This is a genomic window from Mucilaginibacter sp. P4_D1 (assembly GCF_056401935.1).
Map to the genome: position 1 here is coordinate 38,267 of NZ_JBFUIJ010000007.1, position 19,388 is coordinate 57,654.

Consider the following 19,388-nt stretch of genomic DNA (forward strand, 5'->3'; position numbering starts at 1 on the left):
TTACTTTGACAATGAATTTTCATACGGAACACGTGTAGCGATAGACCGCCCGAGGGTGATCTCATCTACGTACTCCAATTCACCTCCAAAGGCTATGCCACGGGCTATGGTTGATATGGTAATGTGGAAAGATTTTATGCGCTTGTTTAAATAAAACAAAGTGGTATCGCCCTCCATGGTGGCGCTAAGGGCAAAAATGATCTCTTTGGCTTCGTTTTCCTTCAGGCGTTCAACCAGGGTATCAACCTGCAAATCCGATGGCCCTACCCCATCCATTGGCGATATTAAGCCACCTAATACGTGATATACGCCATTGTATTGGTTGGTATTTTCAATAGCCATTACGTCGCGGGTATCCTCAACCACGCAAATAAGGCTGCGGTCGCGTTTGTGCGACGAGCAAATCTCGCACACGGCATGATCGGATATGTTGTGACAAACCGAGCAAAACATAATCTCGTTACGCAGCTTGCTCACGGTGGTGCTAAATCGTTCAACATCCTGTTTATCCTGGTTTAGCAAATGCAGCACCAACCTGAGCGCGGTTTTTTGACCCACCCCAGGTAATTTGGCAAATTCTGCTACAGCATTTTCCAGTAATTTGGACGAAAAATTCATAGTGCGAAGTTAAGGAATAAGTCGGGAAGTTGGGAAAGTCGGAAAGTCCGAAAGTCGGGAAATCGGGAAGATTAAAGTTTGTATTTTGATAATTTCTTCTGCTTTATGCAATTTACTTTCCGACTTCAGGGCCTTTTTCCCACTTTCGGACTTCCCGTCTTCCGGACTTTCGGACTAAAGTTTGTGAATAGTTAATTTGTTCTGTACTTTGCAACTCACTTTCGGACTTTACGGATCTTTCCGGCTTTCGGATCTACTTCCGGACTTTCGGACTTACCGACTTTCCGGACTAAAAATACATCTATGTCGCCAGGAATACTATTATCATTTATTATCGGTTATTTTTTAGTGTTGCTGGTTATTTCCTGGCTTACATCCCGCAAAGCATCAGATAATGATACTTTTTTTGTAGCCAACCGCAACTCTAAATGGTACCTGGTAGCCTTCGGGATGATTGGCACCGCCCTGAGTGGTGTAACCTTTATTTCGGTACCGGGCAAAGTTGGCGCGCCCTCCGGCGATCAGTTTTCTTACTTCCAGTTTGTGCTGGGCAACGCTGCCGGCTTTCTCATCATTGCAACAGTATTGCTTCCGCTTTATTACCGGTTAAAACTCACCTCAATATACAGTTATATCGAGGGCGCCTTAGGCACCTGGAGCTATAAAACCGCCGCCGGGATATTCCTCATCAGCAGGGTTATCGGCTCATCCTTCCGGTTGTACCTGGTTGTTATTGTTTTACAGAAATTTATTTTTGATAGTTACCATATTCCTTTTGCCGTTACAGTCCTCATTTGTTTGGTGCTTATCTGGTCGTACACGTTTAAAGGGGGATTAAAAACCATTATTATCACCGATAGTTTACAGACTTTCTTCCTCGTTTTATCTGTATTTCTGTCGATATACTTCATTTGTAGCAGCCTGCACCTGAATATTTTTGAGGCTGCCGATGCTATTAAAAACAGCAGTTATGCCAAAATATTTTTCTTTAACGATTTCCTGACCAGCAAATTCCATTTTACAAAAGCCTTTTTAGGTGGCATATTCATAACCATCGGTATGGTTGGGCTTGACCAGGACCTGATGCAAAAAAACCTGAGCCTTAAAAACATCAAGGAAGCCCAAAAAAACATGTTCAGCTTTACCGGGGTATTTGTTGTCATTAATATATTCTTTTTAAGCGTAGGCGCTTTGCTTTGGATGTACGCCAGCAAATACGGCATCCATGTGAATAAAACCGACTACCTGTACCCTACCATCGCCCTGCAACATTTGGGTATTATACCGGCTATGGTTTTCATGCTGGGGCTTACAGCGGCAACCTTTGCTACCACCGATTCGGCACTTACCGCGCTTACTACCTCTTTTTGCGTAGATTTTTTAGGATTTAACAAAAGCACCGATCTTAACAGCAAAAAAAAGGTAGGCACACGCCATATGGTGCATATTGCCTTTTCGGGGCTGATGTTTTTAACCATTGTGATATTTAATGCTATTAACAACGATGCGGTGGTGAGCGCCATATTTACTGTTGCATCGTACACGTACGGGCCGTTACTGGGGCTTTACTCCTTTGGTTTATTTGTAAGTAACAGGCAGGTGAGGGATAAGCTGGTACCCTTTATTTGTGTGGCATCGCCTGCTATATGCTACTTTTTAAATGCCGAATCAAAATCGCTTTTGGGCGGATATGTTTTTAGCAATGAGCTCATCATTGTTAACGGATTAATTACCTTTGTCGGCTTGTTGCTGAGTTCGAGTCCGAAAGACAGGAAGACTGGAAGTCCGAAAGTTGTGGCAGGGTAAAAGAGAATCAACAACAAAACATAATTAACAACTTTAATGTACTAATAACACATCCAGAATTTCGGACTTTCCCGACTTCCGGACTAAACAATAACTACTTCCGGACTTCCCGACTTTCGGACTTCCGGACTAATAAAAAACAAAGGATATGACCGGAGACGATAAAATAAGACAAGCATTTGAAAACAAAAACTGGCAGGAAATAAAGGTTACAGACTCCTGGCAGATATTTAAAATAATGGCCGAATTTGTTGACGGCTTTGAAAAACTGGCCAAAATTGGCCCATGTGTATCCATCTTCGGATCGGCACGTACCCATAACGATAACAAGTATTACCAATTGGCCGAAGAAGCTGCCCGCCTGCTTACCGAGCATGGTTATGGCGTAATATCGGGCGGCGGACCAGGTATCATGGAGGCAGCCAACAAAGGCGCTTACGAAGCAGGTGGCAAATCGGTAGGTTTAAATATCGAACTGCCGTTTGAGCAGTTCCACAATAAATATATCGACAGGGATAAGATCATGGAGTTTGATTACTTTTTTATCCGCAAGGTAATGTTTATGAAATACTCGCAAGGCTTCATCATTTTGCCGGGTGGCTTTGGTACCATGGATGAGTCCTTTGAGGCCATGACGTTAATCCAAACCGGTAAAATTGCGCGCTTCCCTATTATTTTTGTGGGTGTTGATTACTGGAAAGGCTTGTTTAGCTGGATAGAAGAAAAAATGTTAGCCGATCAGCACAACATCAACCCCGATGACCTGATGCTTTACCGCGTAGTTGATACCGCCGAAGAAGCAGTTGACCATATTACCCGTTTCTACAACAAATATGTGTTGAAGCCGAATTTTTAAAGATGTTTTATTCGCAAAAAAAAATGCCGCCTTGGTTCAGGGCGGCATTTTTTTTCAGTTATCCTCGCCGTCATTGCGACGTAGTTCAGAACATTTGTTTAACCATATCCGTTGAACGTCATAACGTTTTCTTTCAGATTTTACCCGATGATTATTCTATGGAAAGGAATTATTTCATGCTCTCCTTAGGGGCTACACCTACAGCAGCGGCAGGCTCCTTAGCCATATCAATCATGGCGGTAACTTCATCAACCAATCCGTCGGCCGAGCCATCAAAGCCTACAACTTTAAAGCGGATATTTCCGTTTTTGTCGATGATAAACTTGGTAGGGATACCATCAACACCAAATTGCGTTACCACCTTTGATTGGCGACCATCGGCACCTTTTTCGTCCATCAGCACATAAAAACTGTACTTTTTATCGGCGATAAACTTCTTTACACCGTCGGCATAGTTATCGCCGTTTTCCCAGGTATCAACAAATAAAAATTTCACATCTGCATCGTCCTTAAAATTGTTTACAGCAGTTTGCATACCAGGGAACGATGCTTTACAAGGGCCGCACCAGGTTGCCCAAAAATCAACAATAACCACTTTGCCTTTCAGGCTGGCCAATGATACGGTGTTGCCTTCAAAATCTTTTAAAGCAAAGGGCAATGCGGGTTGGTTAATCATTTGCTTGGCCAGTTCAGCGCGTTTTTTATTCCTGGCAAAATTGATGAGGGAAGCAAGATATTCATCGTACCCTGCCTGGCTGCCTTTCAACTTCATATAATCGGTTTTCAACTCATTTTTTAAAACATCTGATCCTTTGCCGGCTTTTAAAGCGCCTTCAATTACTTGTTGCGATTCGGCATATTTACCAAGGGCATTCAGTATCAACACGTAATGTTCGTTTATTTCAGGATCGTTGTAGGTATTGGTTGCGTACACAGCTTTTTGATATTTTAAAGCCTCATCATACTTCTTTTCTTTATATAAAATAAAAGCATAGGTATCGGCATACATATCATAAGATTCCTGGCTACGTTTAGCCACTGTTTTTGCCGAGGTATAAGCCCCAGAAACCGGGTTTTTAGCACTTTCGGCCATGATATCCAATGATTGCCTGGATAAGTTATCCGCTTCTTCCAGTTTGTTACCGGCCTTGGCCCACTCGTAGGCCGTATTATTAAACTCTGCTGCTAAAACAGTTTTGTTTTTTACCAGGGCGGCATATTTCTTAAAGGCCACCATATCACCTTTTTTGAGATAACCAGAAGCCAACTGGGTCCTGACGTAATCAAGCGCCTGAATTTTATCTTCTGGCTTGGGTGGATATTTGGCGATATAGGCATTGTAAGCCGAATCCTTTTTGCTTAGGTCCGCTATTTTGTAAACCTCTACAGCGGCATCATTTTTTGCCGTTGTACCTTCGGGGAATCGTTTTTTGATCACCGCCACCATCGAATCGGCTGATGCCGACTGCTTTGTCCAGTTGAGTATGTTTGTTGCCAGCACCAGGTCTTTCTCGTCATTGCTTTTCTCCAGCGTTTTTATTTTAGCGTTTACCAAAGCGACAGTTTGCGGATCTTTTTTCTTAGCCAGTATAGAATAGTATTGGATATTAAAAAGACGCTCGCCTTTAGGATACACCTCATCTTCTTTTTTAAACAATTCAAGGGCCTTGTCGTTATCGGCTTTTATACCGCCAAATCGTACGCCAACGCCGCTGCTTAAAACAAACGCCTCCGCTTCATAAGCACCTTGTATAGGCTTCCCGTTTTGATAAACAAAAAACAGGTACCCTTTATCGGCATTATTATCAATGGCCTCGCCGCTGTACAGCTTTACAAAAAAGGCTTTTGCAGGTGCGGGCACAGTAAAATCGCCGGTTAACAAAGCGCCGCTGGCTTTTAGGGTTACATCGGCAACGGGGTTATCTTTGCCATCAATAAAATAAACTTCGGCTACGATATCCTTCTTCCCGTCAACGGCGGTTCCGGCAGGGTTATAGGTTAATTTTATTTTTTCGGCGGCAGCCGGAAACTGAGCCGACAAAGTAAGATGATTGTTTTGCGCATAAATGTTTTGCAGCGCCAGCATAGCAGGCAAAACCAGCAGCAGTTTGCGATATTTCATAGGTAAATTATTTTACCCCTAAAATAATACTATTATTTACCAAAAAAGAAAGCGGTTAACATTTATTAACTATAAATAACATTCATTATAGTACCAAATTACGCTTATGGTATTTGCTACAAATAACTCAGCCACCATTTTTCTTTATGCGCCTGTTTATAGGCATCGTACCGCTTACACAACGGGTACAAGCCTATAACAATAACTATCCAAACCAGGTAAGCAACCGGCAGCGAAAACCCGTAGCCTTTAAGCGATGTAGTAAACCAGATAGGCTGATCAAGTACCCAGATTTTCCAGTTCTGACCAGGCGTAACGGCGGATGCAACAAGGGCTATGAGGTGAATAATGTAGATATGGATAATATAGTAAAACATGGGTACCCTGCCGTACACAGATACTACCCTGACAACAGCATTCTGCAGCTTTTCTGTAAAGGCCAGGAACAGCAAAGCCGAGCCCACTGTCAATAAAATATACAGCAACGAAGGCGGGTATTTATTTACTTTGATAAACGACAGGAAGGTAAAAAATGCATCCTTCTGCACGGTCCATTTAACAGGATCGCCGTATACGTTAAGATACCTGATTACTACAAATAATACCAGGGAAGCAGCGCCAATGATAAATAAAGTTTTCCTGCGTTTTTCCACGCCGTACTCCGGGGTAAACAATTGCCCCAGGCAATAACCCAATGGCATAATTGCCACCAGCGGAACTATAGGATAACCTACTAAAAGTATTTCATGCCCCCAGAAAAACGGACGCTGGTCATGAAGGAAGGCCCAGCCAAAACCGGCTATATTATTACCGGCCACGTGCACGCCATCCAATAAATTATGCCCGAATATAACTACGAGGCTAAGAACAAGAATAGCGGTTTTAGGCAGATGGATTAATGCGGCAAGTACAATCATACTTATCCCCAGGGCCCATATGGTAATAAACAGCAACATCGGGAAAGCGATATTAAAGTTCCAGCCGAAGTTAACTACCACCAACTCCAGGAATACCAGCCAAAGGCCACGTTTTACCAGGAAAACAGACAGCTCATTTTTGGTTTTCTTGCGACTCATTAAAAATGCCGAGGTGCCTGCCAGCAGCATGAAAATGGGCGCGCAAAAATGGGTTATCCAACGGGTAAAAAACAATATGCCAAATGTTTTATCCAAGTCAAGCGGATCAAATAAAAACGAGCCTTTATACAGGTAATCGCGCACATGGTCAAGCGCCATAATAATCATGATGGTACCACGAAGAAAATCAATCGATGTTATCCTGTTTTTAATTGTAGTTGTCATTTCAATTGTTAAGTGTTCAGGCCGATCTGTTGGGTTATCGGGCTTTAGGTTTCCAGTGATGGATATTTAAGCTGCAAATTGCCTATTTTTTTTAAATTTTCGGAATAAAAAACAATGAGGCGACGATTTTAGACATTCAAATGATTTTTAAAGTTAATATCCGCCGATAACATTTTATGATTATTTTGCGGTTTATGGATAAACCTGTCAAACTTAAGCCACAGGCCGCATTGGGCTTTATTTTTGTTACCATGCTGATAGATGTTATCGGCTTTGGTATCATTATACCCGTAATGCCTAAACTGATAGAGAAATTAATACACGGCACCGTTAGCCAGGCGTCTTTATATTCCGGGCTTATGCTGCTGGCCTATTCGGTAATGCAATTCCTGTTTTCGCCGGTGATTGGCAACCTGAGCGATAAATATGGCCGCCGGCCGGTATTGTTATCATCCCTGTTGGGATTCGGCATCGATTATCTTTTTCTTGCGTTTGCACCATCAATAGGCTGGCTGTTTGTGGGCCGTACCATAGCTGGTATAACGGGCGCAAGTTTTACAACCGCCTCGGCCTATATCGCAGATATTAGCACTCCCGAAAAACGCGCGCAAAACTTTGGGATGATAGGGGTTGCTTTTGGCATCGGCTTTATTATTGGCCCGGTACTGGGCGGTATTTTAGGAAAATGGAATGTTCATTATCCATTTTTTGCGGCAGCCGGTTTAGCGTTACTAAATGCGGCTTATGGCTTCTTTATCTTACCAGAATCGCTGTCGTTAGACCACCGCCGTCCCTTTGATTGGAAACGCGCCAATCCGTTGGGATCGCTATTACAGCTAAAAAAATACCCATCGGTAATAGGTCTCGCCGCCTCGCTGTTCCTGGTGTATTTTGCGGCACAATCTGTACAAAGCGTGTGGACATTTTATACCATCCTGAAATTTAACTGGAGCGAAGATATAGTAGGCTATTCATTAGGTTTTATTGGCTTGATGATAGCTATGGTTCAGGGCGGTTTAATACGGGTAACATTACCCAAGCTGGGTTTGGAGCGCAGTATATGGATGGGCCTTTTGCTGTACAGCACAGGGCTGATATTATTTGCAATTGCCACCCATACCTGGATGATGTTTGTATTTATGATACCATACGCACTGGGCGGTATTGCCGGGCCTGCCTTACAAGGCTTAATGAGCAACCAGGTGCCAGCCAATGAGCAGGGCGAACTGCAAGGCGGTCTAACCAGCCTCATGAGCTTAAGCTCGATATTTGGCCCATGGATAATGACCACCTTGTTTTACTATTTTACCAACTTTAAAAATCACCTGTATTTACCGGGGGCTCCGTTTATTTTGGGCGCTATACTAATGCTATTGGCCGCCCTGCTGGCTATCAGGAGTTTTAAAAAGAAGTAAAAATAAACTGACGATATCATTTTGCGGCCTCAAATTTCAACTCGCTATTGTAAGTGTCCCTTATTATTGCTAAATTAAAGCTTGACACGCCTTAAAAGGCAAACAATAACATTATTAGTAAACAACAATGGCTTATATTATGGTAGATATAGAAAGTGACGGCCCAATTCCGGGCGACTTTTCTATGATCTCTTTCGGCGCTGTACTTGTACAAGACGGCCTCGATAAAACTTTTTACGGACAATTAAAACCGATATCTGAAAATTATATTCCCGAAGCGCTGGCTGTTTCGGGCCATACGCGCGAAGAAGTTTTATCATTTGATGACCCGGCCACGGTTATGGCCAATTTTGCAACCTGGATAAAAACTGTTTGTAAAGATCAACCTATTTTCATCAGCGACAATAACGGGTTCGATTGGATGTTCATCTGCTGGTATTTTCATCACTTTACGGGTAAAAATCCATTTGGATTCAGTTCGCAAAACCTGGGCAGCCTGTATAAAGGTATGGTTAAAGATATGTTCAAAAACTTTAAACACCTGCGCAAAACAGCGCATACCCATCACCCGGTTGACGATGCAAAAGGAAACGCCGAGGCCTTGCTCACCCTAAAACGCGAACACGAATTAAAGATTAAATTATAGATAACATAATAGGATAGGTTATATATTCGCCAAAATTAATATCTTGAAAACTTTTACAGCGAATAAACCTTTATCAAATTAATGACTAAAAAACCTCAGAAGAAGCAGTCGGCAGCGCTCGGCTTTATATTTGTTACGCTGTTTATTGATGTGCTTGGTTTAGCGGTTACTATCCCGGTAATGCCCAAACTGCTCGAAAACCTGGGCCATGTTGATGTAAGTACCGCCGCGCAGTATAGTGGTTACTTAACTTTTACCTATGCCTCTATGCAATTCCTTTTCTCGTCGGTTGTAGGTAACCTGAGCGACAGGTATGGCCGGCGTCCCATCCTGCTTAGTTCATTACTTGGTTTTGGGATAGATTATATTTTCATGGCCTTTGCCCCTACCATAGCCTGGCTTTTTGTTGGCCGCGTAATAGCTGGCATCACCGGCGCCAGCACCAGTACAGCCACGGCCTACATTGCCGATGTGAGTACCGGCAAAAACCGGGCGGCAAATTTTGGATTGGTAGGCGCAGCATCGGGTGTGGGGTTTATTGTAGGGCTGGCTATGGGTAGTTTCCTGGGCGAGATCAGCGTGAGGTTGCCATTTATGGCCGCCGCCGCCTTTGCACTGGTTAATGCAGCTTACGGCTATTTTGTACTCCCCGAATCATTAGCGCCTGAAAACCGCCGTAAATTTGAATGGAGAAAATCAAACCCCATAAGTTCATTACGCAGCCTTAACCGCTACCCTGCCCTGGCCGGCCTGGTTGGTGCCTTTGCCCTGGTTTATGTAGCCCAAAAGGCCGTGGAATATGTTTTAGCTTTCTTCTTGATTGAGAAATTTCAATGGACTCAGATTAGCATCGGGTACCTTGGGGTATTTATTGGCGTTGTGCTGGTTGCCATACAGGGCGGCCTTATCAGGTATACCATCCCTAAGTTTGGGCAGGAAAAAAATATTGTAGCAGGCCTGTTGTTTTACGCGCTTGGCCTGGTGCTAATTGCCTTTGCCAGCCACGGTTGGATGGTATATGTTTACATGGTACCTTACTGCCTGGGCGGAATTTCGGGTCCGGCCTTACAAGGGTTAATTACCGGGACAGTATCTGCAAAAGAACAGGGCGAGCTGCAAGGGTCGTTAACCAGTTTAACCAGCGTAGCTGTTATCATAGGCCCGCTGCTGATGAGTTCGGTTTTTCACTTGTTCACCCATAAAGATACCACGGCTTATTTCCCGGGCGCACCTTATATATTGGGTGCTGTATTAATGCTCACCAGTGCTTTCCTGGCTGTAAAGAGTTTTAAAAAGGTACCCGTTCCTAAAAAGGTAAAAGCAGTTTAGTGTTAAGCCAAGAGTACTTGGTCGTACGTTCTAACAGGGCAAAAGCATCTAAATTGGGTTAACATAACTTAACACATTTCGGGCAATATTTTTGTAAATACCTGACAATCAATTATTTATTATTTACACATGGTTAACACTAAACTGAGGTGTTATGCGATTTAAGCGCATAACAATATTTGTTCCAGGTGTTGGTCATAAGAAATATTTAGATGGGTTTACCCTGTAAGTTCAAAGTCGGAATTTGTCATCCTTTGCCTTAGAACATCGCGGTTTCGGCTAAATCCTATTTGTCATTTCAGGATTGATGTAACATTAATGATCTAAACCGCTTACACCGCCCGATATTACAAACTTCATCATATCGGCAGCGCTTTTATCAATGGGTTTTACTTTACCGGCATCTATAATAATAACCTGGCCGGCAAACGAGTATGAGTAAGGGAAATATACGGCAACTTCGCCGGGCAGTCCTAAAACAGCAAGATCTTTTTGAACGAGAAACCCAATTTTTTTCAGCCCAAACTCATTTACCTCTACCAAAACCGGTTCGTTAAACTTTTTTTCCTCACCCACAAAGGCCTCGGTAAGGTCTTTTATAGATGAATACAAGAACGCGAAGATGGGTAAACGGTTAAACCAGCGCTTAAACCAGCGTTTTATCGGGTCGGTTATTACATTGGTAACTAAAATGCCGGCAATCATGATCACCACAATCACATTCAGTATCCCAAGGCCCGGGATGTAAAGGTGCTTGCCCGTTTTATCAACCAACAGGTCACTCAAATTCAACGCCTTATCAATTGTTGATACGCCCCAGTACATCAAAAAAATTGCTGCGCCAATAGGTACTACTACCAACAGCCCTTTTGCAAAATACCTGATTAAAACCCGTACAAAATTGTTCATAAGCCCCTGAAATTTCCTGCTTGTAAAAATACACCCTTTTAAATTGGCAAAAAAATAAAATAACGGGTACGTTCCAGCGCTTCTGCCCCCGGGATATGTTATTGTAGTCAAAGTGTGTAAGTTTACGTGGCACAGGTCGGCAAATGAATTCTTGTCCATTTAAAAAAGCATCACTGGTACTTTACACGTACCTCTCCCCGTTGAATTGACAAAACCTTGCTAAAAAACTTTAGAGATTTTAACTCCAAATATAAAATTTCCGCATACATTGGTAACATCTAAACCTTTGAACCGGTAACCAGAAAAACAGTAATTTAAAAATTTCTCCTCTTGGCGTTCTGTGATGTGAAATTGTGTTACACGTTGGGCAATGAATATCTTTTTTATCGTGATTGTTGATGTTTGACATAATAAAGTCGATTAACATGGGTATTTAGGAAAGTTACCCATTAATAATTGCTAAACCGGTTTATTACAGCCAACTTCTATTAAAATGCCTTTCAGATGTCTAATGTTGAATCCTCACGGCTCCTAAAGTTCCAAGCTGCCCGGCGGGTCGAATAGCAAAATTGTTATAGTTTAACATCTAAAAAACTACTCGTAAAAATACACCCTTTTTACCCGCTGCGAAACATTAGTTAACATTTCATACGGGATGGTGCCTATCTGGGCTGCAAGCTCCTCAATCCGCTGGTGCTGTTCGTCAAATATAACTACCTCATCGCCCTCGTGTACATCAAGGCCACTTACATCCAGCATACACATATCCATGGTAATGTTACCCACCGTTGGCACCAGGGTTCCTTTTACCAGCATTTTACCTACGCCATTGCCAAATGCCCGCAAATAGCCATCGGCATAACCAATACGCACGGTGGCAATTTTACCGTCTTTAGCCAGCTTACCGCTGCGGCTGTAGCTGATGGTATCTCCTGCTTTTATTTTTTTTACCTGTGCCACGCTTGTTTTTAAGCTGGCAATGGGCTGTAACGCCCTGTTTGATGCAGGCACTGCCGAATCGATGCCATATAAGCCGATGCCCAGCCGAACCATATCGTACTGTGCCGATGGCCACCGGATAATGCCAGCGGTATTGCACAGGTGTTTAATAACGGTATAACCCAATGAGCGTTCAATCTCCTTAAATGCTTTTTCAAAACGTTTTATTTGTGTTTTGGTAAACTCATCATGTTTACTGGCCTCGCTTGCTGCCAGGTGCGAAAAAACAGATTGTACACGCACATACCTGTTGGCTTCCAACATATCGCAAAGCGTATCAATTTCGTGATTTTCGAAACCCAGCCTATGCATCCCTGTGTCTATTTTGATGTTTACAGGATAGCTTGATATGTTGCGCCCCTTTGCATAGCTCACAAAATCATCCAGCAAACCAAAGCTATAAATCACTGGCTCCAGTTTGTACTCCGTCAGCTTATCAAATGCCGAAGCTTCTGGGTTCAATACCATGATAGGCAGATTGATGCCGGCCTGCCTTAATGCAGCGCCTTCGTCAATATAGGCAACTGCCAGGTAATCTACCTTATTGTATTGCAGCATATTGGCTACCTCAAAGGTGCCGCTGCCATAGCTAAAGGCTTTTACCATCGCCATCACTTTTACACCTGGTTTCAGTTTAGATTTATAAAAATCAAGATTACTCAACAAGGTATTCAGATTAATCTCTAAAATGGTTTCATGCGCTTTCTGAGCCAATGCACGGCTTATCCGTTCAAATTCAAAACTACGCGAGCCTTTGATCAGGATGGTTTCATCTTTAAAATCAAGCTGCTTCAGATGTTGTAGCATTGCTGCAGTATCATTAAAAAAATGATGTTCCTCTACATTAAAGTAATCCCGATGGCTTACCAAAGCTTCGCCAACACCAATAAATTTATCCACCTTTTTACCAGCTACCAAATCGGCAACCTGCTGATAAAGCACATCCTGCGGCAGCCCCGACTGGTAGATATCTGACAGGATGAGTGTTTTTTTCTGATGTTGATTTTGCTGTCCTAAAAAATTAAGCGCAATTTCCAATGATTGCAGATCGGAGTTATACGAGTCATCAATCACCGAACAATTGTTTATGCCGTTTTTTAATTCAAGGCGCATGCTCACCGGCACCAGGCGTTCAATACGTTTATCAGCCTCAACAGCACTATACCCAAGGGCCAGCATAGTAGCCCAGCAAACAATAGCATTTTCTACAGATGCCTCGTCGGTAAAGGGCACCAGGCATTCAATCTCCTGCTTTTTGTAGTAAGCGCGCAGGTAATAATTTTTGGAGATCACCGTCCCGCTAAAGACGTACAAGTCGGCCTGGTTAAATTTACGGCTCCAGGTAAATGCTTCTTTGGCCTGCATATCTGCCCGAAAATCTATCAGCAGGTCGTAATTACAAATTAGTTTTTGGCTGTTTTTAAATAGTTCAAGCTTCTCCAAAACCTTCTCCCGCCTGTTGGCAAAACCTTCGTCATGCGCGGTACCAATGTGGGTAAGCACACCTACCTGGGGTTTAATAATAGCCTCCAGCTTTTCCATTTCGTTTATGGTTGATATCCCGGCCTCAAAAATACCCAGATCATTGCGGCTATTTATTTGCCACACCGAAAGCGGCACCCCTATTTGCGAGTTATAGCTTTTAGGATTACGTACAATATTTTTATCGGCGGCAAGCAGCTGGTATAACCACTCCTTTACAATAGTTTTACCGTTACTGCCGGTTATGCCTATTACCTGCAGGTTAAACCGGCCACGATGGTAGGCGGCCAAAGCCTGCAAGGCAGCCAAGGGATCGGCTACTATTAAAAAATTGGCCTCGGGTAAGTTAAATTCGGGGCCATGCTCCACCACAAAATTACGTACACCAGCTGCGTAAGCGCCGGCAACAAACTCGTGCCCGTTACGCCTGCCGCTCAGCGCAAAAAACAAGCCTTCGGCAGCGTTATTTAAACGGCGGCTATCGGTAAAAAGCGCACTGATGATGTATTCTTTTACAATGTTGCCACCCGCGTTAATGATCTGTTTAACTTCGGTTATCTGGTACTGGTTGTTAAGCATGGTACGAATTTGGGCATATTAATTTAACTATAGCATATTTTTTGACGAATTTTGACTGCCAATGGATGGCCCTAAAAAAATTAAGATAACCGATCCCAAAATAGCCCTGGCGAAGGCCGAAAGTTATTGCGCCTACCAGGAACGATCGCAACAAGAGGTGCGCGACAAACTTTACGAATGGGGCTTATGGCCCGATGCCATTGAGCAGGTGATAAGCGAACTGATACAAGGTAATTTTTTAAACGAAGAGCGCTTTGCCAAAGCATACGCCAAAGGCAAGTTTAGCCAGAAAGCATGGGGCCGCGTAAAAATAAAACAAGGCCTTAAACTAAAACGCGTGCCCGATGTACTGATAAAAAAAGCGCTGTTAACCATTGATGCCGACGATTATTTTACAGCCTTAACCAGGCTATTGGAAAAAAAAGCAGGCACCATAAGCGAGAAAAATGAACTAAAGCGCCGTTACAAGCTGCAACAGTACGCTATGGGGCGCGGGTACGAGGCAGACCTGGTTGCAGATGTTTTGAAAGTCAACCACTTATAAACTATTTTAAAAAAAGTGAAATTTTCCCTTGCAGAACATCCAATTCTGTCTATATTTGCACTCCCGCAAACGAGATAGGCACACAGCTTCCTCAAAGCAGGAGAATACCAATGCGAAAGTAGCTCAGTTGGTAGAGCACGACCTTGCCAAGGTCGGGGTCGCGAGTTCGAATCTCGTCTTTCGCTCAAAGCCCTTCCATCAAAAAGAAGGGTTTTATTTTTGAAGGTTAATCACCTGCTCAGATGGTGGAACTGGTAGACACGCCCCGATTTCAATCGGGGTTCCCGCAAACTAAAATGCGGGTTCTAGTCCGACATTGAGTACAGGCACAGCCCAAGTGGTAAACAAAAAGGCAAACACACCTGCTCAGATGGTGGAACTGGTAGACACGCAGGACTTAAAATCCTGTTCCCGTAAACGGAGTGCGGGTTCGATTCCCGCTCTGAGTACAAAACCTGATACTGGCGTATCGGGTTTTGTTATAAATGAGAGCCTATATCAACGCGAAAGTAGCTCAGTTGGTAGAGCACGACCTTGCCAAGGTCGGGGTCGCGAGTTCGAATCTCGTCTTTCGCTCATTAAAGCCCTTCTGTAAAAAGAGGGGTTTTTTTATGACCAATTTGGGAGGCCATTGGTGAAAAAATGGATCAGTTGTTATGTTTACCTCATGTTTTATACCTACATTTTAAAATCAATTAAAAGCGGACGATATTATGTTGGTCATACCTCAAATCTTGAAGAGAGGTTGGAACGACATAATTCGGGGAAAGTAACAGCCACCAAAAACAAAGGACCATGGGTTGTAATGAGTTATGAACCTTTCGACACAAAATCAGAAGCAAACTCAAGAGAGTTGTATATAAAATCGATGAAGAGCCGGGTATTTATCGAAAATTTAATCTTGAAATTTAATAAACCCGCCTCAGATTTAATCGGGTAGCCCGTAAACGGAGTGCCCCGATTTGATCGGGGCTCTGAGTACAAAACCTGATACTGGCGTATCGGGTTTTGTTATAAATGAGAGCCTATACCAATGCGAAAGTAGCTCAGTTGGTAGAGCACGACCTTGCCAAGGTCGGGGTCGCGAGTTCGAATCTCGTCTTTCGCTCATTAAAGCCCTTCTGCAAAAAGAGGGGTTTTTTTATGGCCAGTTTCTGATCGCCGGAGACGAAAAATAAGGGATCAAGGGGTCAGTCTAAAAGTTAGGTGATGTCAAAATAAGTACCTATTTTGCACGTAACATGAACTACAAGTACATTTTAGTTTTAGCAATCGCCGTTGTTACGCTCTCTGCATTTCGGTTACCTCTAAAAAATACATTAAGCTTTAAAACATTGGCAGGCCATACAATCAAAGTGGTCGGGCGGCAAATTCTTTACGATAATAAAATGATACTTAAAATACGGTACGCCGACGACGTACTTTATGAAAGCAAGGCCAATCGCTTAATAGAAGATCATGGTTCTGTTTTGTTGTTTATCGCGATGGCTGGCAACCCCAATGTTGACCGCTTAAACGTATTTTTAATCACGCCCACAAAAGCCACTTTGCTGGTTGACGCCATTATTTCACCTATTAAAGATTATGACAATGATGGATACCTGGAATTTGGGGGCAGGGATTTAACGGAAGCGTATGTTAATCCCGATTCGATGTATTATATACCATCGGCTTACTACGAAATACGTGAAGGAAAAATCCATCCGGATAATACGCTAACAAGAAACGAGGACATAAAAACAAACGGATTATACTTACCTCCGAACAAGCAACTTGACAAAGATGGCAATTGCTGCAAAGTTGTGCCGGTTCCACGACGAAAACATAAGCAACAAGCAGCAAGCAGGAATACATAGTCTTTTGCAGTGCTTTGAACTCGGCCAACGCTGCGAAATTAGACTTTTATGCGTTGAGATTCACCTGTAATAATTCAATAGCGCGAAACAAATAGACTAAACTCAGCGATCCAGGTTAAAGTGACCGGATCAATGTAACCATCGCGCCCGGGGCTTTAGCCATAGTCGTACGCCGAAACCAAGTACTACCGATCTCCGGTTACCTTACTTTAAAACAGGCAGCATCCGGGTAAAAAAAAATATTTTTCAAATCCCAAGAAAAATGTCACATATGTCCCTGTTTTTTCGTATATTAAATTTATGGGTAGATCAGTAGAAACATTTAGTAAAAAAGAAAGAGAAAAGAAAAAGTTTAAAAAGCAACTGGATAAGAAAGATAAAGCTGAAGAAAGGAAAGCAAATTCAGGTAAAGGAAAAGGACTGGAAGATATGATGGCCTATATCGATGAGAATGGCAATATCACCTCTACCCCACCCGATCCGGCTAAAAAGAAAAAGATTATAGCAGAGGATATCCAGATTGGCGTACCCAAACAGGAAAACCTTGCACCTGCCGATCCGGTGCGTAAAGGCGTGGTTGCCTTCTATAATGATTCTAAAGGCTATGGATTTATCAAAGACCTGCTAAGCCAGGAAAGTATTTTTGTACATGCTAACGGCCTTACAGAAGCAATCCAGGAAAACGATAAGGTAACATTTGAAACCGAGCAGGGAGCCAAGGGTTTGAATGCAATTAAAGTAAAAAAGCAATAGTCGTCATTCGCGGTCATTAATTTCCGAAAACATTGGACATTCCAATAGCCATTTGTTAAAATGGCTAAAAACCGGGAATTAAGGTATCGCCTTTCGGTTACGGAAGCGGTTTTAAAAAGCTTTCTTCCTGATATCGGTGTCTAAATAAATGGCCGGCTATCGATATGCCGGCCATCTAAAATAGTTTAAAAACTCAATTGCGTTAAGATATCTATTGATTTACGCGGAACGATTCGTAAGTCTGGGCAGCGGTGCGATTACAGGTCATAGCCTGGGTACCATTTTCGCTCGAAACATATTTCGCGTTGTTTCCTCTCAGCGAAAATGTGCCGTTCCCGTTGTTTACCCAGTCAAATTGTTCCCAGGCCCCAATCGACGTGCGGTTGCAATTTATAGCCTGGGTACCGTTTTCAGAAGACACATATTTACCCTGGCTCATCAAGGCAACCTTGCCTCCGCCAGCATCAACAATGGTAAATTGCTCCCAGCCCTGTGCCGTAGTACGGTTACAATTCATTGCCTGCGTACCGTTTTCACTGCTTACATAAAGATTATTGTTTCCCTTAATGGTAATTGTTTGCCCTATGGGTGCAGGAACACTGCCCGATACCACCGGTAGCGTAGGGCGTGTAGCCGTAAGCCCAATCTGGCCTTTCAGCATCTTGCCGCCATCGCCTGTAAGGCGTAAATAATAATCTGCAGAGCAAGCCGTGCCGTCTTCATCCAACGAAAAAAAGCCCAAACCAGCGGGCGTATAGGCCGATGTTTCGGTTGTTTTGGCAATCTGATTGCCTTCGTTGTATTCATCAAACATGGAGATGTAAATGCCCTGGGCGCCCAGCCTTACCATGTTATAAAATTGCCTCCACATAAAATCGCCATGAACTCTTTGGTGTTTTTGCAAATCGCCGGGTAAAACGCATGGCTGGTAATCAATACCATTGGCGTTACAATAAGACTGATCGCCAACATTATGGTCGGTGTAAAAACCATCGGCTTCCGAGGTATTTGAAATCTTCCCAATCATCCAGGGCGAAATCATGTTCAAGGCGTTATATGTCGCCAAAAAGCCTGGCCTAACTTCGGTACTATTTGTATCGCGCCAATAAGCAGGCACGCCGCCAATGATATAGCAGCCCTGGGCTTTAAACCAGTTAATAACATCAAGACATACCGCCGCCGACCAGGGATGGTTGGTATCATTGAAACCGAAGCCCCATATACACACAACAGGCTTACCATTTTGCTTAGCGTAAGCCGATGATGAGGTATAGGCCGCCATTTTGTTGGTCCAGTCTGTTTTAATTTCCGATTGCATGTTAGTCCAGCCGCCCACATCATACATAATGTAAAATTTACGCCCGTAGGTTTCTGCTGCTGTTTTAACTTTAGCGGTAATAGCATCGCGGATTGGCCCTTCCTGCCCGTTAGGGTTAAAGCGTTGTAAGGCAGCTCCGTCGATGTTGTTTTGTTGCATCCATAAAAAATGGGTGTTTACTGTTTGATCGTTGAACGAAGAAAACAATTTGGCCGGCTGACCATTGCCCAGGTTGCCAAAATTGGATGCCGTGTAGGTGCTGGTATACTCGCGAACATCTGGCCAGGATATAATGCTGGCATTGGTTGGTGTTGGCACACCAAAGGGGTCGCCGGAAGCGTAGTGCCACCAGGTATTAAGGGGCGAACCATCGCCAGGTGCAGCAAACCAGCCCTGGTAGCCTACTATCACTTTACCAACAACGTCGCCGGCGGCAGAAGCCGAGGTTTTAAGCTTGGTTGTTTTTCCATCCGGAGTTGTAGCTGGGGCGCTAAGTTTATTTTTGGAACAGCTGATGATGACAGCCGTGCAAGCTATCATCAAGATAAGATTGGTTTTCTTAAAAGTCATAAAGGATTGATATTAAAAAATTAATAATTGGTTAAACGACGGAGCTGCGTACCCACTACGGAGGTACAAAGAGTTTCCTTTTCATAGCTGCAGATTAATTTGTTTAGTAGATTTTGTGAAATTTTCGCTGATATTATTGGTTGCTTATAAAGTAAGCCTGGGGCGATTAATAAAAGATTAATTATCGCTTAACGTATAGAATTCAGACCAGAATAGCAATTCAACTATTTGATATTTAGATAAATATATTGCACGGACAATCAGAACGAGATATTAAGACGTTTC

15 protein-coding genes and 4 tRNA genes are annotated in these 19,388 nt (G+C 43.1%); 13 read left to right on the plus strand and 6 right to left on the minus strand.

All coding sequences use genetic code 11. From position 1 onward, the window contains the following. Nucleotides 1-618 (minus strand): recombination mediator RecR, encoded by a 618-nt coding sequence (recR, locus tag AC1DV1_RS08960; RefSeq protein ID WP_090649569.1) that lies wholly within the window; start codon nt 616-618, stop codon nt 1-3. 303 nt (nt 619-921) lie between these two features. Between recR and AC1DV1_RS08965 the strand changes: the two genes are divergently transcribed. Together AC1DV1_RS08965 and AC1DV1_RS08970 are read left to right on the plus strand one after the other, a co-directional pair. Beyond that, nucleotides 922-2,424 (plus strand): sodium:solute symporter, encoded by a 1,503-nt coding sequence (locus AC1DV1_RS08965; RefSeq protein WP_477357752.1) that lies wholly within the window; start codon nt 922-924, stop codon nt 2,422-2,424. Nucleotides 2,425-2,572: 148 nt separating this feature from the next. Then, a complete protein-coding gene (locus AC1DV1_RS08970; RefSeq protein ID WP_090649563.1) occupies nt 2,573-3,280 on the plus strand; it encodes an LOG family protein in 708 nt (235 codons plus the stop codon). Nucleotides 3,281-3,449: 169 nt separating this feature from the next. On the opposite strand, the gene AC1DV1_RS08975 is transcribed toward AC1DV1_RS08970, so the two are convergent. Continuing rightward, nucleotides 3,450-5,402, minus strand: a complete 1,953-nt coding sequence (locus AC1DV1_RS08975) for a redoxin domain-containing protein (protein WP_477357755.1) — start codon at nt 5,400-5,402, stop codon at nt 3,450-3,452. A 116-nt stretch (nt 5,403-5,518) separates the two neighbouring features. Continuing rightward, on the minus strand, nt 5,519-6,703 hold the full coding sequence (locus AC1DV1_RS08980; RefSeq protein ID WP_477357758.1) for an acetyltransferase domain-containing protein: 1,185 nt from the start codon (nt 6,701-6,703) through the stop codon (nt 5,519-5,521). A gap of 194 nt (nt 6,704-6,897) precedes the next feature. Here AC1DV1_RS08980 and AC1DV1_RS08985 point away from each other — a divergent pair, with 194 nt between their 5' ends. The 3 genes from AC1DV1_RS08985 (at nt 6,898) to AC1DV1_RS08995 (ending at nt 10,093) form a co-directional block, all read left to right on the plus strand. Beyond that, nucleotides 6,898-8,118 (plus strand): TCR/Tet family MFS transporter, encoded by a 1,221-nt coding sequence (locus AC1DV1_RS08985; protein WP_477357761.1) that lies wholly within the window; start codon nt 6,898-6,900, stop codon nt 8,116-8,118. 127 nt (nt 8,119-8,245) lie between these two features. Continuing rightward, nucleotides 8,246-8,764 carry a 3'-5' exoribonuclease domain-containing protein gene (locus AC1DV1_RS08990; protein WP_477357764.1) on the plus strand — a complete coding sequence of 173 codons (519 nt, stop codon included), beginning with the start codon at nt 8,246-8,248 and terminating at the stop codon, nt 8,762-8,764. An 81-nt stretch (nt 8,765-8,845) separates the two neighbouring features. Then, a complete protein-coding gene (locus AC1DV1_RS08995; RefSeq protein ID WP_477357767.1) occupies nt 8,846-10,093 on the plus strand; it encodes a TCR/Tet family MFS transporter in 1,248 nt (415 codons plus the stop codon). A 315-nt stretch (nt 10,094-10,408) separates the two neighbouring features. Here AC1DV1_RS08995 and AC1DV1_RS09000 read toward each other — a convergent pair whose 3' ends face one another. Continuing rightward, nucleotides 10,409-11,002 carry a DUF502 domain-containing protein gene (locus tag AC1DV1_RS09000; RefSeq protein ID WP_477357770.1) on the minus strand — a complete coding sequence of 198 codons (594 nt, stop codon included), beginning with the start codon at nt 11,000-11,002 and terminating at the stop codon, nt 10,409-10,411. A 594-nt stretch (nt 11,003-11,596) separates the two neighbouring features. Beyond that, a complete protein-coding gene (locus AC1DV1_RS09005; RefSeq protein ID WP_477357772.1) occupies nt 11,597-14,062 on the minus strand; it encodes a bifunctional UDP-N-acetylmuramoyl-tripeptide:D-alanyl-D-alanine ligase/alanine racemase in 2,466 nt (821 codons plus the stop codon). A 61-nt stretch (nt 14,063-14,123) separates the two neighbouring features. Here AC1DV1_RS09005 and AC1DV1_RS09010 point away from each other — a divergent pair, with 61 nt between their 5' ends. The 8 genes from AC1DV1_RS09010 (at nt 14,124) to AC1DV1_RS09045 (ending at nt 17,215) form a co-directional block, all read left to right on the plus strand. Beyond that, nucleotides 14,124-14,606 carry a regulatory protein RecX gene (locus AC1DV1_RS09010; RefSeq protein ID WP_477357775.1) on the plus strand — a complete coding sequence of 161 codons (483 nt, stop codon included), beginning with the start codon at nt 14,124-14,126 and terminating at the stop codon, nt 14,604-14,606. Between the two features lie 112 nt (nt 14,607-14,718). Continuing rightward, nucleotides 14,719-14,791: transfer RNA gene (locus tag AC1DV1_RS09015), tRNA-Gly, on the plus strand. Between the two features lie 179 nt (nt 14,792-14,970). Next, a tRNA-Leu gene (locus tag AC1DV1_RS09020) sits at nt 14,971-15,055 on the plus strand. A 54-nt stretch (nt 15,056-15,109) separates the two neighbouring features. Beyond that, a tRNA-Gly gene (locus AC1DV1_RS09025) sits at nt 15,110-15,182 on the plus strand. A gap of 91 nt (nt 15,183-15,273) precedes the next feature. Next, nucleotides 15,274-15,546 carry a GIY-YIG nuclease family protein gene (locus tag AC1DV1_RS09030; protein ID WP_477357778.1) on the plus strand — a complete coding sequence of 91 codons (273 nt, stop codon included), beginning with the start codon at nt 15,274-15,276 and terminating at the stop codon, nt 15,544-15,546. Nucleotides 15,547-15,641: 95 nt separating this feature from the next. Next, a tRNA-Gly gene (locus AC1DV1_RS09035) sits at nt 15,642-15,714 on the plus strand. A gap of 280 nt (nt 15,715-15,994) precedes the next feature. Further along, complete coding sequence (locus AC1DV1_RS09040) at nt 15,995-16,462, plus strand: hypothetical protein (protein ID WP_477357781.1); 468 nt, start codon at nt 15,995-15,997, stop codon at nt 16,460-16,462. A 300-nt stretch (nt 16,463-16,762) separates the two neighbouring features. Next, nucleotides 16,763-17,215, plus strand: coding sequence for a cold-shock protein (locus AC1DV1_RS09045; protein ID WP_477357784.1), 453 nt, complete (start codon nt 16,763-16,765; stop codon nt 17,213-17,215). A 211-nt stretch (nt 17,216-17,426) separates the two neighbouring features. Here the strand turns inward: AC1DV1_RS09045 and AC1DV1_RS09050 are convergent, their stop codons facing one another. Continuing rightward, nucleotides 17,427-19,103 (minus strand): hypothetical protein, encoded by a 1,677-nt coding sequence (locus tag AC1DV1_RS09050; protein ID WP_477357787.1) that lies wholly within the window; start codon nt 19,101-19,103, stop codon nt 17,427-17,429. Nucleotides 19,104-19,388: the final 285 nt, after the last annotated feature.